Annotated in this window: 19 protein-coding genes; 4 read left to right on the top strand and 15 right to left on the bottom strand. The window is 67.0% G+C overall.

Translation table 11 applies throughout. The features are described from left to right. Positions 1 to 73: 73 nt before the first annotated feature. Positions 74 to 826, bottom strand: coding sequence for an SDR family NAD(P)-dependent oxidoreductase (locus GPA27_RS17250; protein ID WP_169141731.1), 753 nt, complete (start codon positions 824 to 826; stop codon positions 74 to 76). 284 nt (positions 827 to 1,110) lie between these two features. Here GPA27_RS17250 and GPA27_RS17245 point away from each other — a divergent pair, with 284 nt between their 5' ends. The 3 genes from GPA27_RS17245 to GPA27_RS17235 are packed head-to-tail and all read left to right on the top strand — an operon-like array spanning position 1,111 to position 4,000. After that, positions 1,111 to 2,199 carry a DUF3616 domain-containing protein gene (locus tag GPA27_RS17245; protein WP_169141730.1) on the top strand — a complete coding sequence of 363 codons (1,089 nt, stop codon included), beginning with the start codon at positions 1,111 to 1,113 and terminating at the stop codon, positions 2,197 to 2,199. After that, positions 2,196 to 3,212 carry a diacylglycerol/lipid kinase family protein gene (locus GPA27_RS17240; RefSeq protein ID WP_246261191.1) on the top strand — a complete coding sequence of 339 codons (1,017 nt, stop codon included), beginning with the start codon at positions 2,196 to 2,198 and terminating at the stop codon, positions 3,210 to 3,212. The genes GPA27_RS17245 and GPA27_RS17240 overlap by 4 nt, the downstream gene beginning before the upstream one ends. Continuing rightward, a complete protein-coding gene (locus GPA27_RS17235; RefSeq protein WP_169141729.1) occupies positions 3,209 to 4,000 on the top strand; it encodes a metallophosphoesterase family protein in 792 nt (263 codons plus the stop codon). Before GPA27_RS17240 ends, GPA27_RS17235 begins: the two co-directional genes overlap by 4 nt. 42 nt (positions 4,001 to 4,042) lie before the next feature. On the opposite strand, the gene GPA27_RS17230 is transcribed toward GPA27_RS17235, so the two are convergent. The 6 genes from GPA27_RS17230 to GPA27_RS17205 form a co-directional block, all read right to left on the bottom strand. Next, the gene (locus GPA27_RS17230) at positions 4,043 to 5,731 is read right to left on the bottom strand and encodes a sigma-54-dependent Fis family transcriptional regulator (protein ID WP_169141728.1); all 1,689 of its coding nucleotides are present in this window, start codon (positions 5,729 to 5,731) and stop codon (positions 4,043 to 4,045) included. A gap of 68 nt (positions 5,732 to 5,799) precedes the next feature. Further along, a complete protein-coding gene (locus GPA27_RS17225) occupies positions 5,800 to 6,831 on the bottom strand; it encodes a universal stress protein (protein ID WP_169141727.1) in 1,032 nt (343 codons plus the stop codon). Between the two features lie 18 nt (positions 6,832 to 6,849). Next, a complete protein-coding gene (locus tag GPA27_RS17220; protein ID WP_169141726.1) occupies positions 6,850 to 9,249 on the bottom strand; it encodes an efflux RND transporter permease subunit in 2,400 nt (799 codons plus the stop codon). Beyond that, positions 9,246 to 10,391: a WD40/YVTN/BNR-like repeat-containing protein gene (locus GPA27_RS17215; RefSeq protein ID WP_169141725.1), complete on the bottom strand. Its 1,146-nt coding sequence runs from the start codon at positions 10,389 to 10,391 to the stop codon at positions 9,246 to 9,248. Before GPA27_RS17215 ends, GPA27_RS17220 begins: the two co-directional genes overlap by 4 nt. Before the next feature lie 132 nt (positions 10,392 to 10,523). Next, on the bottom strand, positions 10,524 to 11,876 hold the full coding sequence (locus tag GPA27_RS17210) for a DUF1329 domain-containing protein (protein ID WP_169141724.1): 1,353 nt from the start codon (positions 11,874 to 11,876) through the stop codon (positions 10,524 to 10,526). Between the two features lie 31 nt (positions 11,877 to 11,907). Then, a complete protein-coding gene (locus GPA27_RS17205; protein ID WP_308446337.1) occupies positions 11,908 to 13,629 on the bottom strand; it encodes a DUF1302 domain-containing protein in 1,722 nt (573 codons plus the stop codon). A 149-nt stretch (positions 13,630 to 13,778) separates the two neighbouring features. On the opposite strand from GPA27_RS17205, the gene GPA27_RS17200 reads away from it, so the two are divergent. Beyond that, a complete protein-coding gene (locus tag GPA27_RS17200; protein ID WP_169141723.1) occupies positions 13,779 to 14,726 on the top strand; it encodes a LysR family transcriptional regulator in 948 nt (315 codons plus the stop codon). A 100-nt stretch (positions 14,727 to 14,826) separates the two neighbouring features. On the opposite strand, the gene GPA27_RS17195 is transcribed toward GPA27_RS17200, so the two are convergent. From GPA27_RS17195 to GPA27_RS17160, 8 genes are all read right to left on the bottom strand, one after another. Beyond that, the gene (locus GPA27_RS17195; protein ID WP_169141722.1) at positions 14,827 to 16,029 is read right to left on the bottom strand and encodes a 3-oxoadipyl-CoA thiolase; all 1,203 of its coding nucleotides are present in this window, start codon (positions 16,027 to 16,029) and stop codon (positions 14,827 to 14,829) included. A gap of 26 nt (positions 16,030 to 16,055) precedes the next feature. After that, entirely contained in the window at positions 16,056 to 17,576 is a 1,521-nt protein-coding gene (locus GPA27_RS17190) for a 3-hydroxyacyl-CoA dehydrogenase (protein ID WP_169141721.1), read from the bottom strand. Positions 17,577 to 17,685: 109 nt separating this feature from the next. Beyond that, positions 17,686 to 19,080 carry a DcaP family trimeric outer membrane transporter gene (locus GPA27_RS17185; protein WP_169141720.1) on the bottom strand — a complete coding sequence of 465 codons (1,395 nt, stop codon included), beginning with the start codon at positions 19,078 to 19,080 and terminating at the stop codon, positions 17,686 to 17,688. Positions 19,081 to 19,690: 610 nt separating this feature from the next. Continuing rightward, positions 19,691 to 20,665 (bottom strand): electron transfer flavoprotein subunit alpha/FixB family protein, encoded by a 975-nt coding sequence (locus tag GPA27_RS17180; RefSeq protein ID WP_169141719.1) that lies wholly within the window; start codon positions 20,663 to 20,665, stop codon positions 19,691 to 19,693. After that, on the bottom strand, positions 20,665 to 21,414 hold the full coding sequence (locus GPA27_RS17175; RefSeq protein ID WP_169141718.1) for an electron transfer flavoprotein subunit beta/FixA family protein: 750 nt from the start codon (positions 21,412 to 21,414) through the stop codon (positions 20,665 to 20,667). Before GPA27_RS17175 ends, GPA27_RS17180 begins: the two co-directional genes overlap by 1 nt. 14 nt (positions 21,415 to 21,428) lie before the next feature. Continuing rightward, the gene (locus tag GPA27_RS17170; RefSeq protein WP_169141717.1) at positions 21,429 to 22,223 is read right to left on the bottom strand and encodes a universal stress protein; all 795 of its coding nucleotides are present in this window, start codon (positions 22,221 to 22,223) and stop codon (positions 21,429 to 21,431) included. A gap of 67 nt (positions 22,224 to 22,290) precedes the next feature. Beyond that, entirely contained in the window at positions 22,291 to 23,430 is a 1,140-nt protein-coding gene (locus tag GPA27_RS17165; RefSeq protein WP_169141716.1) for an acyl-CoA dehydrogenase family protein, read from the bottom strand. Between the two features lie 13 nt (positions 23,431 to 23,443). Beyond that, positions 23,444 to 24,259 (bottom strand): SDR family NAD(P)-dependent oxidoreductase, encoded by an 816-nt coding sequence (locus GPA27_RS17160; protein WP_169141715.1) that lies wholly within the window; start codon positions 24,257 to 24,259, stop codon positions 23,444 to 23,446. Positions 24,260 to 24,454: the final 195 nt, after the last annotated feature.

Genomic DNA, 24,454 nt, shown 5'->3' with positions numbered 1-24,454 from the left:
AATCACCCGCGCCGGCCCTTTCGTCCCCGCCGGCGCTGCGATTCACGTGAGCGATTTCTGCAAGCGCCTCGTGCTACCCGACGGTATAGCCGCCATCGACGACGATTTCCTGTCCGTAGATGTTCTTGGCAGCGTCCGAGGCCAGAAAGACGGACGTCTCGGCGATGTCTTCCGGTTGGCCGAAAGCCCCCGGCAGGAGCCGCGAGGTGATTTTTTCGGCAACCGCACCAAGTACGTCAGGCGGCAGCCCGACCATTCCCCAGAGCGGTGTCCCGATCGGCCCGGGCGCGATCGAATTGACCCTGATGCCTTGTGGCGCGAGCTCTGCAGCCAAGGTCTGGGACAGGGATTTCAACGCCGCCTTGCTGGCACTGTAAATGGCCAGACCGGGAAAACCGACCTGGGTAAGGAAGGTGGTGATGAACTGAATCGATCCGCCCTTGCGAATATGGGGGATGAACAGGCGCGCGGTTTCCGCGGCCGCAAAGAAATTGACCGAAAACTGCGTATTGAAGGCTTCAGCGGTGCTGGCCTCGAACGACACGACGCGCGCGATTCCTGCATTCGGAATGACGATATCCACGGCGCCGAATGCCTGGATGGCTTCGTCAACGAGGCGCTTCAGGTCTTCGGATCGGGTCACGTCGCCAGCCACGGCTTTGACCTGCCCGGGATAAGCCGCTTCCAGTTCCTGCAAGGCAGCACGATTGCGGGCGAACGCGACCACCTTGGCACCTTCTCCGGCAAATTTCTCGACTATCGACTTCCCGATTCCGCTACTGGCGCCAGTGACCACGGCAACCTTGCCATCCAGCTTCTTCACCATGCTTTGCTCCCAAGATCGTCCCGGGGCCCGGGAATACGGACAAGAATGGTGGCGATGCAAACTATTCTCATTGATTGCCATCAAGAAGAAAGGCGCCGGCACGTATTGACCGGCTGTCCCCTCTCAGCCCGAACGGTGGCGTGATGTGGTCCTGCCCCTGCGGGTTAAGGGAATCAACAACCGGGAGCGATTCGGTCGCAAACTTCAGCTGATTGCGGCCGCGGCTCGCATTCTCTCCACTTCGCAGACCTCATGGAGCGCTGCAACTTCCGGAGAACACGTCTATGCCCAACACTCGAAATCCAAACGCCGTTCGTCTGGAGTTCGCGCCCGGCTCCCTGGTTCAAGACAACTTGTCGGGTGCGGCCTTCACCGGCGATTGGCTCTGGGTGGCAGGCGACGAAGCCTGTGGCCTGGACCGCCTGCACCGGCTCGACGCGGTGGGAGGCGAGGTCTTGCGTTTTGGCGAAGCCCGCGACTTTCCGCTGGCCGATCTGCTGGACCTGCCCGGTGCGGCCGACGAAGAGGCCGACCTGGAAGGCATGGCGGTGGCCGATGGTTACCTGTGGGTGGTCGGTTCGCATGGCCTCAAGCGCAAGAACGCCAAGCCGGACCGCGACCACGCCGACAACGCCAAGCGGCTGGCGAAGGTGGCACTCGACAGTAACCGCCGCCTGCTGGCGTGTCTCCCCATCGAACCCGACGCCCAGGGCGAGCCCTGCCTGGTGCGCAAGGCTCAGGACGGCCGGCGGGCATTGCGGCTGAAGGGCGATTCGCAGGCGAACCTGCTCACGCGCGCGTTAGCCGACGATCCCCACTTCGGGCCCTACATGGCGATCCCGGGCAAGGACAACGGCTTCGACATCGAAGGCCTGGCGGTGGACGGACGCCGGCTGCTGCTCGGCCTGCGTGGCCCGGTGCTGCGCGGCTGGTCGGCGTTGCTCGAGATCGCGGTCGAGGCACGCGGCGACCACCTGCAACTGGTACCGCTGGATGACAGCGGCACGCTGCTGCGCAAGCACTTCCTGCATCTCGAAGGCCTGGGCGTCCGCGACCTGCACTTCTCTGGCGATGATCTCTATATCCTCGCCGGGCCGACGATGGTGCTCAACGGCGATATCCGTGTCTTCAAGTGGCCGCTCGCCAGACCCACGATCAAAGCCAACCGTGAACCGGTACGCTTCGAAACGGCGCTGAAAGAGTCGGTTTCGCTGCCCCACGGGCGCGGCACGAACCGCGCCGAGGCGATCTGTGACCTGCCGCCCGAAATCGCCGGTGGAAAGCCCTGCTGGCTGGTGCTCTACGACGCGCCTGGCGCCGATCGCCGGGACGGCGAGTACGTGGTCTTCGGCGATTTGCTGCGGCATGAATGAAGGTTTCCAGCCCAATCCAGCGCTCCGCGATGTCGCTCCCGCGCTTCGATCCTGCGTCAGCCCTGCTGTTCGTGATCAACGACGCCGCGGGAGCGCTCGACGTTGATGCCAAGCGTGCCGTGATCCAATCGGCCCTCGCGGCGCATGGGCGCACGGGCGAACTGTTGCCTTGCCCGCCTGCCGAGCTGGCGCGAGTCGCCACCGAGGCCGCAGCAGCGGCGGTGGCGCGCGGTACGGCCGTGGTCGCCGTCGGCGGCGATGGCAGCCTCAACACGGTGGCCCAGGCCGCTCACGCAGCCGGTTGCGCAATGGGCGTCATCCCGTACGGCACATTCAACTACTTTGCCAGGACGCACGGCATACCCACCGAGCCAGCCGCTGCGGCACGGCAGCTGTTGGATGCGCGCCCGATGCCGGTGCAGGTGGGGGCCATCAACGACAGGGTCTTCCTGGTCAACGCCAGCCTGGGGGTCTACCCCGAACTGTTGCAGGACCGCGAGGCCTACAAGGCCCGCTTTGGCCGCAGCCGCTGGGTGGCGTTCCTTGCGGCCTGCGCGACGCTGCTGCGCGCGCAGCGCCGGCTGCGCCTGCACATCGAGACGGGTTCCACGGTTCGCGACGTGCAGACCTTGACGCTCGTCGTGGGCAACAACCGCTTGCAGCTGCAGCAAGTCGGTGCGGAGCCGGAAGACACCCTGCCCGGTACGCCCGGCGCCGGCAGCATGGCCGCGCTGATGCTGCGACCCATCGGTACGCTGTCGATGATCGGCCTGATGCTGCACGGGGCAATGGGCAGGCTGGGGGAAGCCGCCGGCGTGGAAAGTTTCGAGTTCCACCACATGGTGGTGAAACCCACGCTGGCACCCGGCCGCAGGACGGTGGTGGTGGCGTTCGACGGTGAGGTGGCACGCATGCGCGCGCCTATCGACATTCGTGTGCTGGACAAGCCCTTGTACCTGCTCCAGGCCGCTGGCGCAGCAGGCACGGCAAACGCGCCACAGGCTGCGGCATGAGTGTCCTGCTGCACATCTCCGACACCCATTTCGGCACCGAACAGCCGCGCGTGGTCGAGGCCCTGATCGCCCTGGCAGCACAGCAGCGGCCGGATGTGGTGGTGCTGTCGGGTGACATCACGCAGCGTGCGCGGCCCGCCCAGTTTCGCGCGGCGAAGGCCTTCGTCGACCGACTGGGGGCGCCGGTTCTGGCCGTGCCGGGTAACCACGACATCGCGTTGTTCGACCTGTGGGCGCGGCTGACTCGCCCTTACGCACGCTACGCCACGGTGTTCGGAACCGATCTCGAGCCCGTGCACGCGTCGCAGGATCTGCTGGTCGTTGGCGTCAATACCACGCGCGCATGGCGGCACAAGAACGGGGAGGTGTCCACGGAGCAGATCGATCGTGTGGCAAAGCTGCTGACCGCCGCCAGCGCGCAGCAGTTGCGCGTGGTGGTGGTGCACCAGCCGGCGGCCGTGATCCAGCCTGAGGACCGCCGCAACCTGTTGCGCGGCCACGGTGCCGCACTGCGTGCCTGGTCGGCCGCCGGGGCCGATCTCGTGTTGGGCGGGCACATTCATCTGCCCTACACGCTGGCGTTGCACGGTTTGGCGCGGCGACTGTGGGTGCTCCAGGCCGGAACCGCCGTCTCGTCGCGCATACGCCACGGGGCGCCCAATTCGGCGAACATCCTGCGATGGGGCGACGCGGGGGAGTACTGCCTGATCGAGCAGTGGGACTATGCGCACCACAATCAAGCCTTCATCCGCACGGCGGTCACACCCGTACAGCCGGAACGCGCCTGATCGCAGGACCCGCAGCCCACTTGCCGTCAGAACGGAGGAGAACTATTCGGGCGCGGGCGCATTCGCGTCCTGTTTCAGCCGATAGGCAAGCTGGCGGCGCGTAACGCCCAGCAGGCGCGCCGCGTGGGTCAGATTGCCCTTCGCGCGGCGCACGGCCAGTTCCACGAGCCGGCGCTCGTGCGCCTCGAGATCGAAGCCTTCGTTGAGCAGCGCGTCGTAGAGCCTGCCGCGGTTCGCTTCCACGGCATCGCCGATGAAGCCTTCGCGGCCGATCTCGACGCCGTTCTGCGGTTCGGGGGCACCGGCCGCGAACAGGTGCTCCAGCTCGATCTGACCGCCCGGTTGCGCGAGCAGCACGCCGCGTTCGATGAGGTTTTCCAGTTCGCGCACGTTGCCGGGCCAGTCTTGCGCGAGCAGCGCCTGCATCGCGCGGTCGGTGATGCCGTCGATCTTCTTGTGGTAGGTCGGAGCGTATTTCTCGACCAGGGCCGCGGCCAGCAGGGGGATGTCGGCCTTGCGCTCGCGTAGCGGCGGGATCGTGACGGGATAGGTTGCGAGCCGGTAATAGAGGTCGGCACGGAAGCGCCCTTCGGCGATGGCCGCTTGCAGGTTCACGTTGGTCGCGGCGACGAGGCGCACGTTCACCTTGCGCGTCTGGTCGTCGCCCAGCCGTTCGATCTCGCCGGTCTGCAGCACGCGCAGCAGCTTCACCTGTGCGGCGGGCGACAGGTCGCCCACTTCGTCGAGGAACAGCGTGCCGCCGTTGGCGCGCTCGAAACGCCCCGGGCGCGAATGCTGCGCGCCGGTGTACGCGCCCTTCTGCACCCCGAAGAGTTCCGATTCGATCAGGTCGTGCGGGATCGCCGCGCAGTTGATCGCGACGAAGGGCTGGTCGGCGCGGTCGCTGTGCTCGTGCAGCCAACGCGCGAACATCTCCTTGCCGACGCCGGTCTCCCCGAGCAGCAGCACGCTGATCGGGCTTTTCGCTGCCTTGCTGACGAGATCGAATGCGGCGCGGAATCCCGGCGAGCTGCCGACGAGCCGGCCGGCCGGGGCCTGCTGCGCGGACAGGGTGGCCGTCAGTTGCTTGACGTCGTCCTGCAACTGGCGGAGCTTGCATTCGACGTTGTCGGGCTGGAAGTAGTCGAGATAATCGTCGTCGAAGTTCCACGCCTCGGCGGGCTTGCCGACGATGAAACAACGCGGGTCACCGCGCCCGGTGCATTCCATCTCGCGGAACACGATGAAGCGCTTGAGGAAATAGCTGGTGTAGCCGGACGCATAGCCGACGAGGCTCCAGCACGCGACGTCTTCGCCGACGCCGAAATGCTGGATGTGCGACTCGGCTTCCCACGAGTTCTGCCATTCGACCTCGCCGAAGAAGGTGCCGGCCTCCCAGTCGATCTTCGCGTCGACGATGGTCGCCTTCACCAGACCTTCAAAGGCGTGGAGCTCCGGGCCGATCTGGAACGCTTCGTAGGGGTTGAGCTGATTCGAGAGCTTGTAGGCGAGTTCCGCGTCATGGCGACCGGAGGCGAAGCCCATGCGCAGCAGCACGCCCTTCGCCCGCTTGGCGCCGAGCGAGTCGAACAGTTCCTTGCGCAACGCGCCGAAGGCCTGCGCGTGGAACATCAGCATGCGGTTCTCGCCGAGCCAGATGTGCCCGGTCTCGAGGTTGAAGCGCAGCCGCGAGCGCAGGTTGAACTGCTCGATCAGCTTCTCGTGTTGCATCCGGACGTCTCTCCGTGTGGGGGCGTCGTTCGAGCGGCGCCCTCTCGTTGGGATTGATGGTTTTCAAGCTACTGCCAATTATCCCCCGCCGCAGTGACATTCATCAGCTTCGCGAAGCGCTTTTTGAAACCTTCGTCGTATTCGCCGCCGACGCGGGAATCGCCGTTTTCACGGAACGCCTGCTCGACTTCGCGCCAGTCCTCGTCGCTGAGGTGCTCCAGCGCCGCGGGCAGGATGATCTCTTCCTCGGTGTTGAGGTGGCGCCACTGCGATTCGATGAAGGCATCGACCGCCAGGGCGAGTGTGGCGAGGCCGGAACGATCGCTGCGGCAGCGCTCCACGGCGGCCTCGACATCCGCGACGATCGCGCCGCCCTCCTCGTGTTCGTGGCGCAGCACCGCGAGGATTTCGTCCGCGTCGCGGGTGCGTGCCGCGAGTTTGCTGAAGAGGAACCGCTCTTCCTTCGGATGATGCAGCACCTCGGGAAAGGACTTGATGTAGTGCAGCAGGGCGGCAATGAAATCGAGGTCCGGCAGGGTGTCGCGCCTGCGCGCCTCGCGCATCGCCGCGCGCAGCCCGGCGAGCACGGACGCGATCGAGCGATGCTCGTCCTGGATGATCCCGATGGCCGCCCGCGCCGCACCCGCCGGCGCGTTGCGCTCGACGGTCGCGACCAGCACCGGCAGGCGCGCGTGGGCCAGCACCTTCTGCGTCTGCGAGCCGGGAACGAACGCCTGCAGCCCGCGCCGGCCATGCGAGGCCATGAAGATCAGGTCGCAGCCGCGCTCTTCCGCGACCTGCAGGATCAGCTCCCACGGCCGCGCCCCGGTGCGCACGACGGTGTCGCACCGCAGCTCCACCTGCCCCGCGGCGGCCTTGGCCTTGGCGAGGATGGCGTAGGCGTCGCCCGCGGCCTGATCGACATAGTCCTGCGGCGCCAGCGTGCGCTGCAGCGCGCCCTCGCCGCTCGCGCCGAAATCCTCGCGGGCGGTGAAGAAGGTGATGCGCGCGCCCAGCGTGCGGGCGAACTCGACCGACTGGGTGACGAGATTCGTTGCCAGCTCGGAACCATCGAGCGGCACCAGCAAATGACGGTACATGTTCAGTCTCCCCGGGGCTCAGATGGCGACGGTTTTCTTCGGACGCAGCAGGAAATGTCCCAGCGCCGGCAGCAGGATCAGGGCGCCGAGCATGTTCCACACGAACATGAAGGCGAGGAGGATCCCCATGTCGGCCTGGAACTTGATCGGCGAGAACGCCCAGGTCGCGACCGCGATGCCCAGCGTGATGCCGGTCAGCACGACGACCTTGCCGGTAAAGAGCAGCGCCTTGTAGTACGCCTCCGACAGGCTCATGCCGTGCTTGAGTTGCGCGAGCGTGACCGTCATGACATAGAGCGCATAGTCGACGCCGATGCCGACGCCCAGTGCGATCACCGGCAGGGTCGCGACCTTCACGCCGATGTTGAGCCACACCATCAGCGCCTCGCACAGCACCGAGGTCAGCATCAGCGGCAGCACGGCGCAGATCACCGCGCGCCACGAACGGAAGGTGATGAACGCGAGGATGATCACGGCCGCATAGACGAGGAACAGCATCTCGACGTTGGCCTTGCGCACGACGATGTTGGTCGCGGCCTCGATGCCGGCGTTGCCGGCAGCATTGAGGAAGCGGATCTCGTCGCTGCCGTGCTGCGCGGCGAAGGCCTCGACCGTGTTCACGACGCTGGTCAGGGTGTCGGCCTTGTGATCCTTCAGGTAGACATACACCGTCGTCAGGTCGCAGTTCTGGTTGAAGAGTTCGCGCGGCGCGCGGGTGATGATGGCGTTGAGCATGTCCTGCGAGCGCGGGATCTCGAACCACTTCAGGCTGCCTTCGTTCATGCCGGCGTGCGACACCTTCGCGAGGCCGGCGAGCGAGCTTGTCGCCTCGACGCCCGGCAGCTGCTGCAGCTCGCGTTCGAGCGCGTCGACCGACATCAGCGTGTCGTAATGCGCGCAGGCGTACTGCGGCGTCTTCACCATGACGATGTACACGTCGCTGCTCGCCGCATAGTTGGCCACCATGAAGGCGTTGTCGCGGTTGTAGCGCGAATCGGAGCGCAGTTCGGGGGCGCCCGGGTCGGTGTCGCCGATCTTGAGCTGGAAGCTGGTCGCCAGTCCCACGACGCCCATCACGACGCCCGCGGCAACGGCGATGGTCGCCCACTTGCGCTGGGTGAAAAGGTCGAGGAAGGCCCAGAACGCGTGCTTGCCGTGCCCCGAGTCGTTCGCCTCCATCGTCTCGGCGCGCAGGCTGCGCTCGGCGGCGACCGGGCTCACCCCGGTGTAGGACAGCAGGATCGGCAGCAACACGAGGTTGGTGAAGATCAGCACCGCAACGCCGATGCTCGCCGTGACCGCGAGATCCTGGATGACCTGGATGTCGATCACCATCAGCACCGCGAAGCCCACCGCGTCGGCGAGCAGCGCGGTCATCCCGGCGAGGAACAGCCGCCGGAAGGTGTAGCGCGCGGCGACCAGCTTGTGCGTACCGCGGCCGATGTCCTGCATGATGCCGTTCATCTTCTGCGCGCCGTGGCTCATGCCGATGGCGAAGACCAGGAAGGGCACCAGCACCGAATAGGGATCGAGCTCGTAGCCCAGCGTGGGCAGGAGCCCGAGCAGCCACACCACCGCGATCATCGAACACAGCACTACGAGCAGGGTGCTGCGCAGGCAGCGCGTGTACCAGTACAGCACCGCGGTGCAGATCGTGATGGCGATGGCGAAGAAGACCATCACCTGCTGCAGGCCCGCGAGTAGATCGCCGACGACCTTGGCAAAGCCGGTGACATGAATGCGGACGCGGTCGTTCTCATACTTCGCGCGCAGTTCCTCGATGCGCTCGGAGAGCTGCGCGTAGTCGATGCGCGCCCCGGTTTCGGCGATCTTTTCCTGCAGCGGCACGAGCACGATGCTGGACTTGTAGTTGGCGGCGACGAGCTGGCCGATCTCGCCCGAGCGCTCGACGTTGAGCCGCACCTGCTCGAGGCTGTCGGTCGAGCCGTCGTAGTCGTCCGGGACCACGGGGCCGCCGTCGAGGCCGTCCTCGGTCACGCCGGTCCAGCGCACCGCCGGCGTCCACAACGATTTCATGTAGGGGCGATCGACGCCGGGCAGCAGGAAGAGCTCGTCGTTGATCCTGCGCACCGTGTCGAGGTAGTCGGCGTCGAAGATCGTCCCTTCCTTCGCTTCCACCGCGATGCGCAGCGTGTTGCCCATGCCGGCAAGCTGGCTGCGGTTCTCGAGGAAGTTCGCGATATACGGGTGCCCGGTGGGAATCATCTTCTCGAACGCCGCATTCAGCGACAGCCCGAGCGATTGATAGCCGAGCACCAGCGTCGTGATCAGGCACAGCACGACGATCACGAGGCGGTTGTTGAACAGCAGGCGTTCGCCGAGCGAACCGGAGCGCGAGTCGAAGGCCGCGAGGTCGCCGATGACGACGCCTGCGGGCATGGCGTGGGCGTGGCTCATTTTTTCACTTCCGCAACGAGGAGTTCCGGCTCGATGCGCGTGAGTCCGCGCGGTCCGGAAAGAATCAGGGCGCCGTCGGCGGCCTGCACGAGGCCGGTGAGGCCGGAGGTGGGCGCAACGGTCAGCGCGACGAGGCTGCGTCCGCCGTCCGTGCTGCGCAGCAGGCGGCCACTCGCGTCACCGAGGATGATCGAGTCGTCGGCCAGCGTGCGGCCCGCGGCGAGTGTCACCGGCTGTCCGGCGTCGATGCGCTCCCAGCTCGCCCCGCCGTCGGCACTGCGCCAGGCGTTGCCACGCAGGCCGAATGCGAGGAGCGTGTCGCTGCGCGTGCGCAGCGCGCCGAACCAGGTGCCGGCATACGGGGTCGCAAGCGCGCTGAAGGCGCTTCCGCCATCGGTCGAGCGGAACAGCGCGCCCTGCTCGCCCGCGACGAGGAGCGCATTCGCATCGCCACGCACCTGGTACAGGTGCTTGCCGCGCGGATTGGGGATCGTGCCCATCAACGAGGTCCAGCTTTTGCCGCCATCCTTGGTGGCCAAGGCGAGGCCGTAGGCCCCGACCACCCAGCCACGGCTCTCGTCCGCGAAATGCACGCCGAGGAAGGGCTTGTCCGGGCCGTCGGCGACCAGTCCCTCGGCGTCGCGCAGCCGGCGCGCGGCGGCATCGCGATTGCCGGCGTCGAGATTGCCGCCCTCGCTCTCGCCGGCGCGCTTGCGGGCATCCTCGACAACGACCTGTGCCGCGAGCTTGCCGTCGAGCTGACGCGCCCAGGTTTCGCCGCCGTCCGCGCTGTGCAGCACGACCCCGCTGTGCCCCACCGCCCACCCGAGTTGCGCGGTCGGGAAATGCACGTCGGTCAGCGCGACGCTCACCGGCACGCGGCGCGCCTGGCGCCAGTTGCGGCCGTTGTCATCGGACAACAGCACGGTGCCATGCTCGCCGACCGCGACCAGGCGATCGCCGGCACGCGTGACCGCGAGCTGGAGCGAGCGCACTGCACGCGCATTGACCGGGGCAGGCAGGTCGAGCAGATCGGGAATGGGGGCCGCCAGCGCGCCGCCGACACCGCCCAGGCAGGCGATGACCAGGATTGCGGCGGTGAGCGCGGTGCGTCGGGTGCTGGGAAGATTTGGGCGCATCATCGGTACTCGGTTCGACAACGATCCCGCGCGCCGCCATACGGCGACGGGCGAAGGATCGGACATGCAGGAGGGCGGAATCCGGCCCCGGGAGGAGGAGGGATCAGGGCCGGATCCGCAACCAGGGGAGGCGTATCAGCGCACGCCTTCGGCGGCGACGGCGTCACCGGTGAAGAAGGTTTCCTGCTTGCGCGGCACGACCTTGAAGTCCTCGCCGTTGAGCGCCTGGATCACACTCATCGTGCCGGCCTGCAGGTTGAACACGGTCGCGGTCTTCATCAGCGTCGCCGGGATCGAGGGCACGACGAAAGGCGTGACCTGGGTGGTGCGCCACAGCTTGCCTTCGGCGTCATAACCGTCGACCAGCGCGATCAGCCAGGTGTCCTCGTCGATGTAGTAGCGACGCTTGGGCACCGCATGACGCTTGCCCGACGCGACGCTCGCCTCGACCACCCAGACGCGGTGGCGCTCCCAGCGCACGTGGTCCGGATTCAGATGGAACTTGGCAAGCGCATCGTCCAGCTTCGCACCGATCAACCCGTTGTTGTTGTGCGGGATCAGCATTTCCTGCTTGCCGATCAGCTTCCACTGGAAGCGGTCGAGCGAGCCGAAGAAGCCCTGCACCTCGTCGAAGTAGTTCGCCCCGGACGCAACGAAGTCCGGCGTGTCGTACGAGACGGTCGGCGCACGACGCACACGACGCTGACCGACCAGGTACTGCCACGCCTGGCGCGCGTTCTTCTGGTCGACGCTGTCGCGGATCACCAGCGACTCGCCCGCCTTGAACGGGGGCTCCAGCGTGTTGAAGCGGAACATCGCGTACTCGCCCGACCAGCTTTCCGGGGTCGCATCCTCGTAGTACTGCGGGTACTGGAACGAGATCTCGTTGCGCGTCGCCAGCGTGTGCGAGCCATCCGCGTTACCGACGATGTTCTTGAAGCGGTACTCGATCGACGGTGCCTCGACGCGCATCAGGTAGTTCCACATCACCTCGACGCCTTCCTTCGGGATCGGGAAAGGCGTGCCGCCGATACACCCCTCGATCGAGTAGCCGCCGTCCTTGAGCTTGCAGCGGGTCGCGTTCTTCGCGACGCTGTCATACACCTTCTGCGGCGCGGCAGCGGTGCGGTGGGTCGGGTAGACGTCGAGCCGGAACGACTCGGGATACTTTTGCAGCAGCGCCTTGGTCCCGTCCGACAACAGCGCGTCGTACTGCGCGATGTTCTTGGCATTGACCTGGAACACGGGTTTTTCGTTGGCGAAGATCTCGGTCGGGATGTCGCCCATCTTCTTGCCGGGCAGCGGCTTGGTGACGCCGCCGTTCCATTCCGGGATGCTGCCGTCCTTGTTGCCGGCCTTCTCGCCGCCCAAGGGGGTCAGCGTCGTCTTGAGTTTGGCGGCCTCGTCGGCGCCGACCGCGGCGTGCGCGACCTGCGCGCCGCTCAGCATGGCGGCAATCGCCGCCGACAGAATCAGATGCTTGTGCATTCTCGTCTCCTCGATTTATGAATTTGTGAAATCAGAACGTGCGCTGGACCGACAGCGAGATGAAGTCGCGGTCGCCGTGGAAGTTGTCGTACGAGAGTTGCGGCACCGCGGTGTTGTAGCGGATGACCGAACCGGGCGAGCCGATGTAGTGGGTGTAGGTGATGCCGGCCTGCCAGGTCTTCTGGTACTCGGCCTTCACGCCCACGCTGAGGTTGCCGCCATGCTCCGACGGGAACAGCGCGCCGTTCACCGACGAGCGACCGGTGAGGCCGTAGCTCACGCCGATCGGCACCTGCAGGTCGAGGCCGGGCAGCACCTGGAAGTACTCGGGCTGGAAGATGAACTGGATCGCGCTCGCATCGCGCGTCGCCCGCGGGTCAAGCTGGTTCGCGTTGTCGGTGACCTCCAACCGGCGGTTGTAGGCGAACTCGCCGATGAAGGAGGCGCCTTCCCACAGCGGGTTCGCGGACAGGACGCTGATCGCCGACAGGTTGAGGTGCAGCGTGCGCCCGACCGGGAAGGCGGCATCGCTGTCGCCGTCGGCCGTCGTGTTGCCCGGCAGGATCACGGTGTTGCCGCTCGCCACCAGCGGCATGTTGTCGCGGAAGGAGATCTCGCCGCCGACGTTGGTCTCGCCGAGCAGCGTGCTGAAGCTCGCGCCGACCGTGCGGATGTTCTCCGCGAAGACCTGCACGTAGTCGCCGATGCTGCCGTTGCGCGGATTCACGCCGGGGCGCAGGTAGAACTGCGGCATCTTGTCGTGGTATTGCGCGGCATACACGCCGTATTCGGTATCGCCCGCCTTGAACTTCAGCTGCAGGCCGCCCTGCCCCGAATCCTTCGCATCGATATCCTTGCCGCGATGCACGAAGGCACCCGGCCCGAGGATGACGGTCTCGCCCCCCTCGTCGACGAAGTCCGCGAAGCTGAAGTACGAACCCGCCGCCGGCAACCGCGTCTTGCGCCATTCGGCCTGGTAGTACGCACCGATCGAGAAGGTCGGGCTGACCTGCAGTTGCGCCGACACCTGCCCCACCGGGCGCAGGATTTCCTTGAACTGCGAGTTCGGCACCGAAAGCGCCTTGATCAGGTCGAGCGAGGTCTGCGCGGCGGCGATGCCGTTGCTGCCGAAGAACAGGCTCTCGCCGTAGAGCTGCGTGAAGCGGCCGGCCTTGAGGTTCACGTTCATGTCGCCCGGCGTGAGGTTCGTCCACACGAAGGCATCCAGGAACTCCGCCTTGCGGCCGTGCAGATCGCGGGTGTCGTCGGTGAATTCGTCGAAATCGGCCGAACGCGAATTCACCAGCGCGCCACCGAGTGCGCCGGCATTGTCGTTGTGGCGGTTATAGACTTCGTCGTACCAGGCTGCGCCGCTGACGCGGAAGCCAAAGTTGCGCTTGTAGCGGAAGTCGAATTCCGACAGCAGGTCGATGCGGTTGGAGATCAGCCCGCGATCGAAGTTGAGGTCACCGTCGTTGGTGTTGGCCTGCACACCCAGCGAGTTGTCGGCGACGTTCGAATCGACACCGCGCACGCGCCATGCTGCGCTGTATTTGACGGTGTTGTCCCAGGTCATGCGGACGTCCGGATTGCCGATGTCGATCTGGAATGCAAAGGCACTGTGAGCGGCCGACATTGCCGCCAACGCACCGATCACCGCGCCCACCGCCTTCCGCAGACGAACTTCCCGCGCACCGCGGTACGCCAACTTCTTCGACCCCATGTCTTCCTCCTTATGCGAGTTCTTTTCCATCGGTGCGCTCCGTCGGTGAATGCCGCGCGTCGCCCGATCTGGAGGAGGAAGTTATCGATGTCGAGAATTACCGTCCAATACCATTATTTGGCGCCATCAATACCTTCAAGGTATCGTTTCAAGAACGAGCACTGACGGGGCACAAAGACATGGACCTGCGACACCTGCGCTACTTCATCGCGGTCGCCGAGGAAGAAAACATCGGCCGCGCCGCCGCGCGCCTGCACATCTCCCAGCCGCCACTCACTCGGCAGATCCAGCAACTGGAGGAAGAACTCGGGGTGCGACTATTCACGCGCACGCCAAAGGGCATGGAGCTGACCCAGGCCGGGGAGCTGTTCCTCGAGGAGGCGCGCAACATCCGCGCCGTCGTCGAACAGGCCACCGAACGCACGCAGCGCGCGGGGCAAGGCAAGCTCGGCCGGCTCGACGTCGCGATTTTCGGCTCGGGCATCCTTGGCACGATCCCCAGGCTGCTGCTCGCGTTCCGCAACGACTATCCCGAAGTGAAGACGGTCCTGCATACGATGACGAAGGCGGAACAGATCGAAGCACTGCGCCAGCGGCGCATCACGGTCGGCTTCAATCGCATGCTCGCGCCCCTCCCCGACCTCGCCACCGAGCTGGTTGCGACCGAGCCGCTGCTGCTCGCAGTCAATGAAAATCATCCGCTCGCGCGGGAAAGGCATGTGTCGTTCCGCATGCTCGCGGAGCACCCGATGGTCTTGTTCCCCACCGGGGCGCGCCCGAACTTCATCGACAAGGTGATGAGGCTGTGCGAGGAAGCGGGCTTCGTGCCGAAGGTTTCACAGGAGGTCGGCGATGCCGTGACCGGAGTCGCCCTGGTCGCGGGCGGCTTCGGCATCTGCCTCGTGCCGGAGTCCGTCACCGTGCTCACCCTCCCGGGCGTGGTCTTTCGCCCTCTGCAGGACGCCTCCTCCAATGCCCACATCGATCTGAGCTGCCTCTACCGCGCCGACGACCAGTCCCCGATCCTGTCGGCATTTCTCGAGACCGTGCGGGCATTTCGTAGCGCACACATTTCCGGGAAGGCCGCGGGCATGCGCAGTGAAACGGGCTGGGACGCGGGCATCTGATCCTGACTGTCGCCGCTGATTTCGTTTGTTTCATATTTAGAGGCCACCGCCATTCGTGCGCTTCATTGGGGCGCGTTTGCGCACGCAGACGGGCAAGCACTCAGGTGCGCTCAAGCACCAGCGCGATCCCCTGGCCGACGCCGATGCACAGGCTGACCACGGCGTAGCGGCCCTGGCGACGCTGCAGTTCGCGCGCGACGCTGAGCGCAAGCCGCGCACCGGATGCGCCGAGCGGGTGGCCGATGGCGATTGCGCCGCCGTTCGGGTTCACGCGCGGATCGTCGAAGGCGACGTCCAGCAGCTTCAGGCAGCCGAGCATCTGGGTCGCAAAGGCCTCGTTGATCTCGATGATGTCCATGTCGGCGAGCGTGAGCCCGGCACGCTCGAGCGCCTTCGGGATCGCGTAGGCCGGACCGACGCCCATGATGCGCGGTTCGACGCCCGCGGCGGCCCCGGCAAGGATGCGCGCGATCGGCTTCGCCCCGGCGCGGTCGCCGACTGCGGCGTTGCCGACCAGAACGGCCGCGGCGCCGTCGTTGATGCCCGACGCGTTTCCGGCGGTGACGACGCCGCCTTCGAACAGCGGCTTGAGCTTCGCGAGCGACTCATACGTGCTTTCCGCGCGCGGATGCTCGTCTTCGGCGACGACCCGCGGCGGGGTCTTGCGCCCGGTCGGCACGCTGATCGGCAGGATCTCCGCAGCGTAGAAACCGGCAGCCTTGGCGGCCGCGTACTTCGCCTGCGATGCGGCGGCGAAGCGGTCGGCCTGTTCGCGGCTGATGCCGAACTCGGCGGCAACGTTGTCGCCGGTCTCGGGCATCGAATGTGCGCCGTACTGTTCGGTCATTTTCCGGTTCGGGAAACGTGCGCCGATGGTCGAGTCGTACACCTTGAAGTCGCGGCTGTAGGCGGACTCCGCCTTCGCGACGACGAACGGGGCGCGGCTCATGCTCTCCACGCCACCGGCGATATACAGTTCGCCTTCGCCGCAGCTGATGGCGCGCGCGGTGTCGAGCACGGCGGCGAGGCCGCTGCCGCACAGGCGATTGACCGTCTGGCCGGGCACGCTCGGCGGCAAGCCCGCGACCAGCAACGCATTGCGCGCCACGTTGCGGCTGTCTTCGCCGGACTGCGCGGTGCAACCGAGGATCACGTCTTCGATCTGCTCGGGGCGGAAAGGCGAACGGGCGACGAGTTCCCGCATCACCGTCGCGACGAGGTCGTCGGGGCGCACGGCGGCGAGGCTTCCCGCGTGGCGGCCGAAAGGCGTGCGCAGGCCATCGTAGATATAGGCGTCGAGCATGGCAGTTCCTGTGTGATCGGGTCGTTTCAGTGTTCGGGGGTCAGCAGGGACACGCCCAGTGCGGCGCGCCGCTTCAGCCACGGGCTCGCGCGGTAGCGCGGATCGCGATAGAACGCGTGCAAGGCGTCGAGGATCGCGAGCACGGTCGACGCGCCGAGTGCGTCGCCGAGTGCGAGCGGTCCCTTCGGGTAACCCAGGCCGAGGGTCACCGCGCGGTCGATGTCAGCCGGCGTGGCGATGCCCTGCTGGGCGATGTCGCAGCCGATATTGACGATCGTCGCGAGCACCCGTTGCGCAACGAAGCCGGGGCTGTCGTTGATCACCGTAACGGGCGTGCCGTCGGAGGCGAGCAGGCCCCAGGCCGCGTCGCGCATCTCGCCGGTGGTCAGCGGCGTGCGCATCAGCGTGCGCCGGCCGTCGAGCGTGAGCGGGTCGAGCGCCAGCGTGCGTGCCGGATCGAGTCCTTCCGCGAGCGCGGCAGTCGTGGCATCCTCGCCGAACGGCAGCACGAGGCACAGCGACTCGCTGCCCGGCCGTTCGCCGCGGTCCAGCGTTGCACCGAGCGTTTCGATCAGGGCCGCGACAGATTCGGCGGCCGCGGCATGGCGCCGGCTGATCCACACGGGGCGCGTCGTTTTCGCCGGCGGCGTGTCTTCGGCGAGCGCCTCGGCCTTGCCGTCGCGGTACGCGTAGAAGCCGCGCCCGCTCTTGCGTCCGAGCAGGCCCGCGGCAAGCCGCTGGCGCGTGATCGGCGACGGGCGGAAGCGCGGTTCCTGGTAGTACTGGTCGTAGATCGACTCCATCACCGGATGCGAGACATCCAGCCCGGTCAGGTCGAGCAGTTCGAACGGCCCCATGCGGAAGCCCGCCGCTTGGCGCAGGATGCGGTCGATGTCCGCGAATCCGGCGATGCCCTCGCCCAGGATGCGCAGCGCCTCGGTGCCGTAGCCGCGTCCGGCGTGATTGACGATGAAGCCCGGGGTGTCCTTTGCCCGCACGGGCGTATGGCCCATGCGCTGGGCCAGTGCGGTCAGCGCGGTGCCGACCCATGCGTCGCCCAGCACGCCGTCGATGACCTCGACGATCTTCATCAGGGGCACGGGGCTGAAGAAGTGGAAGCCGCCGACACGGCCGGGCAGGCGGCAGCCCGCGGCGATCGACGTGACTGACAGCGACGAGGTGTTCGTCGCAAGGATGCAGGTGTCGCCGACGATGTCTTCGAGCTGGCCGAATAACGCGCGCTTGGCGTCGAGCTGTTCGACGATGGCTTCGACGACGATGTGGCAGCCGGCAAGCGCCTGCAGCGATTCGCCGATGCCGATCCGCCCGATGGCCGCATCGGCCTCGGCCTGCGAGATCTTGCCCTTGGCGGCGAGCGTTTCGAGAACCTGGCCGATCGCCGCGCGCGCTTCGCCGGCGGCGTCCGGACGCGCGTCGTGCAACAGCACGCGAATGCCACCCTGGACAGCGATCTGCGCGATGCCGCGCCCCATCAGGCCGGTGCCGACGATGCCGAGCAGCAGATCCGTGCGTGTGATGTCGAGCATGGTGTGAACTCCTGCGGAAGGGGTGATTTGCGTTGCGAGGAAGCCATTTCCCCGCAACGCACGGACGCGCCCTCCCCCCGTGCACCGCGGGAAGGGGCGCCGGACGACGCTAGAACTGGTAGATGAACGTCGCGCCGAGACGGTCGGCACTGCCCTCGTTCGAGAGCGTCCCGGTCTTCGTCGCGTCGTTTCGCACCTCGCCGCGGACGTACTCGATGCCGACGAGCGCGCGCGGCACGGGCTGCCAGAACAGGTTCAGGAACAGCGCGTCGATGCGGCTCACCGCCGTGCGCCCGATCGGCGGGTGCGGGTTGTCGAGGCCGACGCGGCCGACGACGAGGTTGGAACGCCAGGTCGGGCTCCAGTAATGCTGGTAGCCGACGGTCGCGCCCCACGACTTGACCGTCTTCAGTTCGCCGTTGTCGAGGACGGCCGCGGCCGGGATCGGCGCACCGGTGATGTAACGCCCCAGGCCGTGACCAGCTTCGACGCCGAACTGCAGCGAATCCTTGCCACCGGTCTTGATCCGCCCCGCAAGCATCACGCCCCCCGCGAACACGTTGTCCTCGCCAACGAAGCCGCCGATCGGTGTCGCGCCACGGTTGTCGACGGTCAGCTTGCGCGCGAGCGCGCCGACCGCGATGCGTCCCCAGTCGCCGGAGAACGCGTAGCGCGCGGTGAGATCCGGATACTGGTCGACGTGCGTCGTCGGCACCGGCCCGACGCCGGGATTGAAGCTCGCGACCGACATCCCGACGATGTCCGCTTCGGGGTTCTCGATCGCGACCGCCAGCTCGTGCCCGCCCCACTGCTTCGAGAAGCGCAGCTGGGGCTGGCGGATCGCCTGCACCATGCCGTGCCCGCCCTGGAAATCGACGGTCTCCGGGAAGGTCGCCAGATCGGCGAAGTTCGTCCAGAACTGACCGGCGAGCCACGGCCCGACCTCCAGATAGGCGTGACGCAGGCGGAACGACGCCGAATTGGTCACCAGCTCGTTACCGCTACCGCCGATGAAATCGCCTTCGACATAGGTCGTGACCTTGCCGAAATCAGTCGGCGTCAGCGTGCGCAGATTCAGCCGGCTGCGACGTGCGCTCATGCTCAATTGCCCGTCGCGCCTGGATTGCGCCGAGCCGTCGAAGGCGATCGACTGCGGCTGCGCGACCGCCCCGCCCATGCCGCCGCCGCTGAAGTCCTTGACGATGTCGAGCGCTACCATGCCACCGATCTTGAGCGAGGTCTCGGTGCCCGGAATCCTGATCGAGCCGGGAAGCTCGCCGGCGGTGACCACTTCGGCCGCGGGCTTCGCAGCCGCCTGCGCCGGCACCGACGAGGTCTTGTCGGCGAGCATCTTCAGTTGCGCCTGCAGCGCTTCGATCTTTGCCGCGAGTTCGCGGATCTGCGCCTTGTCGGCCTCGTCGGCCAACGCGGGCCCGGCGCCGACGGCCAGCAGCAGCGCGAGCGCGCTCCCGGAGCGCCGGGCAATCCAATGATCTGTCTTCATGTTGTTCCATCCCTTTGGTGTGGCTGCGGGTCTTTTCTTGATGAATGCGGCGGACGCGCCTCGATGCGGACACGGCTCGCGACCCGGTCTGAACGGGCCGGCCCCGGGCTGGACGCCCTGCGCGCCGTCAACCGCCGGCACGCCCGGCCGGCGAGGTCTCCTCCTTGTCGATGTCGTTGCCGAATTCACTGGACGTTCATTCAGCGGAGACATTCTGTTGCGAAGGCCGGTCGGAGCTCGTTGCAAATCGGGCTAGCAACAGGACATTTCGTGCAACTTCTACGCAACTTTTGGCTGCGCTTTGCATGCGCAGGACGGAATCGCCAGGCGGATTCATGCTCGTTTCTGCACCGCTTCAGCGAGCTTCCTCGCATCGTCTGCTCGGGTTTCCGGTGGACATGACGATGCGTTAGCGTGAAATTGCCGCTTCGTTACAACAGGACATTTCGTGCTGAGCGGCCGGACGACGGGAGCGCCGGCGGCTCCTGCGGGGGAGAGAAAAGGATCCGGCTCGCGAAGAGGGTCTTGCGAGCCGGATGAACTCCGGCGGCACGGAGGAGAGAGAGTCTATTGCCGCTGAAGACGGTAAGTAGGACCCGAGCGCGAGGGCTTACGCCGGTGCGACGCAGCGCCCGAGTTCGGGGACGACCTCGAAGAGATCGCCGACGAGGCCGTAGTCCGCGACCTGGAAGATCGGCGCCTCGGGGTCCTTGTTGATCGCGACGATCACCTTGGAGTCCTTCATGCCTGCGAGATGCTGGATCGCACCGGAGATGCCGACCGCGATGTAGAGCTGCGGCGCGACGATCTTGCCGGTCTGGCCGACCTGGTAGTCGTTCGGGACGTAACCGGCGTCGACCGCGGCGCGCGAGGCGCCGAGGGCGGCGCCGAGGGCGTCCGCCAGCGGCTCGAGCAGCTGCTGGTAGTTCTCGCCGCTGCCGAGGCCACGACCGCCGGAGATGATGATCTTCGCCGCGCCGAGTTCGGGGCGCGCGCTCTTGGTGAGCTCGCGGCCCTTCAGCGTCGTCAAGCCCAGGTCCGGACCAGCGGCGAGCGCTTCCACTGCTGCAGCGCCACCCTCAGTTACCAACATTCCCGCAGCTTCGAAGGCGGTTGTGCGCACGGTGATGACCTTCACCGCATCGCCGCTCTTGACGGTCGCCATCGCGTTGCCCGCGTAGATCGGACGCACGAAGGTGTCAGCGCATTCGACCGCGACGATGTCGGAGATCTGCGCAACATCGAGCAACGCCGCCACGCGCGGAGCGACGTTCTTGCCGTTCGCGGTGCTCGGCGCGAGGATGTGGGTGTAGCCCGCCGCCTCGTTGGCCACCACTCCCACGACGAGCGCCGCGACGTTCTCGGCGGTTTGCGCTTCGTAATGGGCCGCGTCGGCCACCCGCACCTTCGCCACGCACGCGATCTTCGCCGCTTCCGCCGCAGCCGCGCAGCAGTTCGCACCGGCGACCAGCACGTGAACCTCGGTTGCCAAATGCGCGCCCAGCTTCGCCGCGGCAGCGACGGTATTGAGGGTCGCGGCCTTCAGGTTCGCGTTGTCGTGTTCAGCAATAACCAGGATCGCCATCAGATCACCTTCGCTTCGTTCTTGAGCTTGTCGACGAGTTGTGCGACGTCCGCGACGCGCACGCCGGCGCTGCGCTTCGGGGGCTCGGCGACCTTCAGCGTCGCGAGACGCGGGGTCACGTCCACACCGAGGTCGGCAGGCTTCACCGTGTCGAGCGGCTTCTTCTTCGCCTTCATGATGTTGGGCAGCGTCGCGTAGCGCGGCTCGTTCAGGCGCAGGTCGGTGGTGACCACCGCCGGCAGCTTGATCTCGAGGGTCTCGAGGCCGCCGTCGATCTCGCGCATCACCGTCGCCCGGCCCTCGCCGAGGGTGACCTTGGAGGCGAAGGTCGCCTGCGGCCAGCCCATCAGCGCCGCGAGCATCTGGCCGGTCTGGTTGGCGTCGTCGTCGATCGCCTGCTTGCCGCAGATCACGACCGCCGGCTGCTCCTTGTCGCACAGTGCCTTCAGCAGCTTCGCCACCGCCAGCGGCTGCAGCTCGACTTCCGTCTCGACGAGGATGCCGCGGTCGGCCCCGATCGCCATCGCCGCGCGCAGCGTCTCCTGGCAGGCCGCGACGCCGCAGGACACGGCGACGACTTCGGTCGCGATGCCCGCCTCCTTCAGCCGCACCGCCTCTTCCACGGCGATCTCGTCGAACGGGTTCATCGCCATCTTTACGTTCGCGATATCGACGCCCGTGCCGTCGGCCTTGACCCGCACCTTGACGTTGTAATCGACCACGCGTTTCACGGGTACCAGAATCTTCATGCCTTCACTCCAGTTCAGTTCGACATCAGCACCGGCACGATCATGTGCCGCAGGATGTGGCGCGTGCCCGCGCCGGCGCTGACAAAGGGCAAGCCCGCGGGGCCGTGCGCGCCCATCACCAGCAAATCGGCGCCAACGTCCGAGACGCGGCTCAGCAGCACGTCCATGACGCCGACGTCCTCGACGACCAGCACCTCGGTCTTCGCGTGCCCGCCGTGGCACGCGAGGTGGGCCGACAGCTGCTGGCAGCCGTCCTTCGCGTGCTCGTGGCGCGCGTCGAGTGACACCACCACGGCCTCGGCACAGTCCGCGATCAGCGGCAGCGCGTCGCTCACCGCATGGGCCGATTCGCGCGACGCATTCCATGCGATCAGCGGTCGGCGGCCGACCTCGGTGAACTCCCCCGCATAGGGGACGATCAGCACCGGACGCCCCGATCCGAGCACGACTTCCTCGGCGAGATCGTGCGGCGTCAGCGGCTTGGCCTGGTCGTCGTGCTGGCCGAGGACGACGAGGTCGGCATAGCGGGCGAAATCGGTGATCTGGCGCAGCAACTCGGCGTCGCTGCCGCGATTGACGTCGTACCACGACGCCTCCGGCAGCCCCTCGCTCACTTGGGCAAAGAGTCGCTGGCTCGCGGCCGCGGCCTCGGAATACTCCGGGCTCGGCCAGTTCGCGACGACGCCGACGCGGTGTGGCTGCGCGCGCTGCCCGAACACCCCGATCAGTTGCGCGCCGTGCAAGCGCGCGAGCGACACGGCCATGGCCATCCGCACCGCGCTGCGCTCGCCCTGGTCGAGATGAACCATCAATCTTCTCAGCGGCCTCGACGGCATGATGTACGCCTCCCTTTCATGGTGATCATTCCCGCACGCCTCACAGCGGATAGCGCCCGACCGTCTCGCGCGCGATCACGAGGCGCTGGATCTGGCTCGTGCCTTCGGCGATGTGGTAGCACTTCACGTCGCGGAAGTAGCGCTCGACCGGGAAGTCGCAGTAGTAGCCATAGCCGCCGTGGATCGCGATCGAGGTGTCGCAGACGCGCAGCGCCGCTTCGGCCGCGAAGTACTTCGCCATCGACGATTCGAGCTTGATCGGCAGCCCGGCGTCGTACATGCGCGCGCCGTTCAGGATCAGCAGGCGCGAAGCCTCGATGTCGGTCACCATCTCGGCAAGCGGAAACTGCACGCCCTGGAAGGCCGCGATCGGCCGGCCGAACTGCTCGCGTTCGCGCGCATAGACGACCGCGGCTTCATAAGACGCCTGCGCGATGCCGACGATCAGCGACGCGACGTTGATGCGGCCGCGGTCGAGCGCCTGCGCGAACTTGCGGAAGCCCGTGCCTTCGGCGCCGAGCATGTTGGCCTGCGGCACGCGCACTTCGTCGAAGTACAGCGACGAGGTCGGCGAACCGTGCATCCCCATCTTCTTATCCGGCGGGCCGGCTTCGAAACCCGGCATGCCGCGTTCGACGATGAAGGCCGACACGCCGTTGGGCGTCTTCGCCGTGACGACGAAGATGTCGGCGATCGGGCCGTTGGTGATGAAGGCTTTCGAGCCGGAGAGCAGCCAGTCGTTGCCGTCGGGCACGGCACGCGTCAGCGGTGCGCCGGCGTTCGAACCGCCGGACGGTTCGGTGAGGCCGAAGGCGCCGAACTTGCGACCGGAGATCAGCGCGCCGAGGTACTTGTCCTTCTGCGCGGGCGTGCCGTGCGTGCCGATCAGCTCGGTGACGAGGCTCACGTGCGTGTTGAAGGAGTTGCCGACCGCGCCCGAGGCCTTCGAGATCTCTTCGAGGATCAGGCACAGCGTCACGGCGTCGCAACCCGCGCCGCCAAAGTCGGGCGATTGCGCGGCGCCGAGATAGCCCTGCCCGGCGATCTCGCGGAAGAGCTCGCGCGGAAACTCGTTGCTGTCCTCGATTTCCTTCGCGAACGGCGCGATGCGCTCCTGCGCGAAACGGCGGATGGCGTCCCAGGCGTCGAGCTGGTCGTCGGTCAGATGGTATTTGTTCATGACGGAATCCTTGTCAGTCGTTGAAGGCAGGCGCGGCGAGGACGCCGGCGCGGGTGAGGAAGTCGGCGGCGGCCGGCAGCCGCAGCGCGCCGTCGAGACGGATCACTTCGCCGTTGAGCATGCGGTTCGCGACGATCGCGAGCGCGAGTTCGGCGAACTCCGCGGGCGCGCCGAAGCGTTTGGGGAACACGCTGTCGGCGAGGTAGAGCGCGCGCACGTAGTCGGGCAGGCCGGCCATCATCGGGGTGTCGAAGATGCCCGGCGCGATCGCATTGACGCGGATGCCGAGGGCAGACAATTCGCGCGCGGCCGGCAGCGTCAGCGCGGCGATGCCGCCCTTGGAGGCCGAATACGCGGCGCTGCCCGCCTGCCCTTCGAACGCGGCGATCGACGCGGTGTTCACGACGACGCCGCGCTCGCCGTCGTCGAGCGGCGCGAGCCGCCGCATCGCGTCGGCAGCGAGGCTCAGCACGTTCAGCGCACCGTCGAGGTTGATGCGCACCTGCCGCGCGAAGGCGGCAAGGCGCGCGACCGGGTCGCCGCCGACGAGCGGCACGCGGCCGATCGAGATCGCCGCGCAGTGGACGACGATGCGCGCCGCGCCGTGGCGCTCCCCGACCGCCGCGAGCGCATCGGCTACGCTTGCCGGGTCGGCCACATCACACTGGAACGCGGCGCCGCCGCAGGTCCGCGCGACCGCATCGGCCGCGTCGACCTTGAGGTCCAGCAGCGCGACCTTCGCGCCGGCCCGTGCAAGCGCGGCGGCGGTCGCCGCACCCAGCCCGGAGCCCGCGCCCGTCACGACCGCAGACATGCCTTCGATCTTCATCGTTCGTCTCCTGCACCGGCGGTTATTAACTAGGCATCAGATATGTGCTCGGCACCGTGTTCCTCCCCCTTCAAGGGGGAGGTTAGGAGGGGGATGGGTTTCCGTCGGAATTGACCGGCGCCTGTCCAAGCTCCGTCCGAAACCCATCCCCACCCCAACCCTCCCCTTGAAGGGGAGGGAGCACCGGTGCTGCGC

It is taken from the genome of Aromatoleum toluolicum (assembly GCF_012911005.2).
Classification (GTDB): Bacteria; Pseudomonadota; Gammaproteobacteria; order Burkholderiales; family Rhodocyclaceae; genus Aromatoleum; species Aromatoleum toluolicum.
The sequence above is the reverse complement of the archived record's forward strand: the minus strand, read 5'-3'. Positions and strand labels throughout refer to the sequence as shown.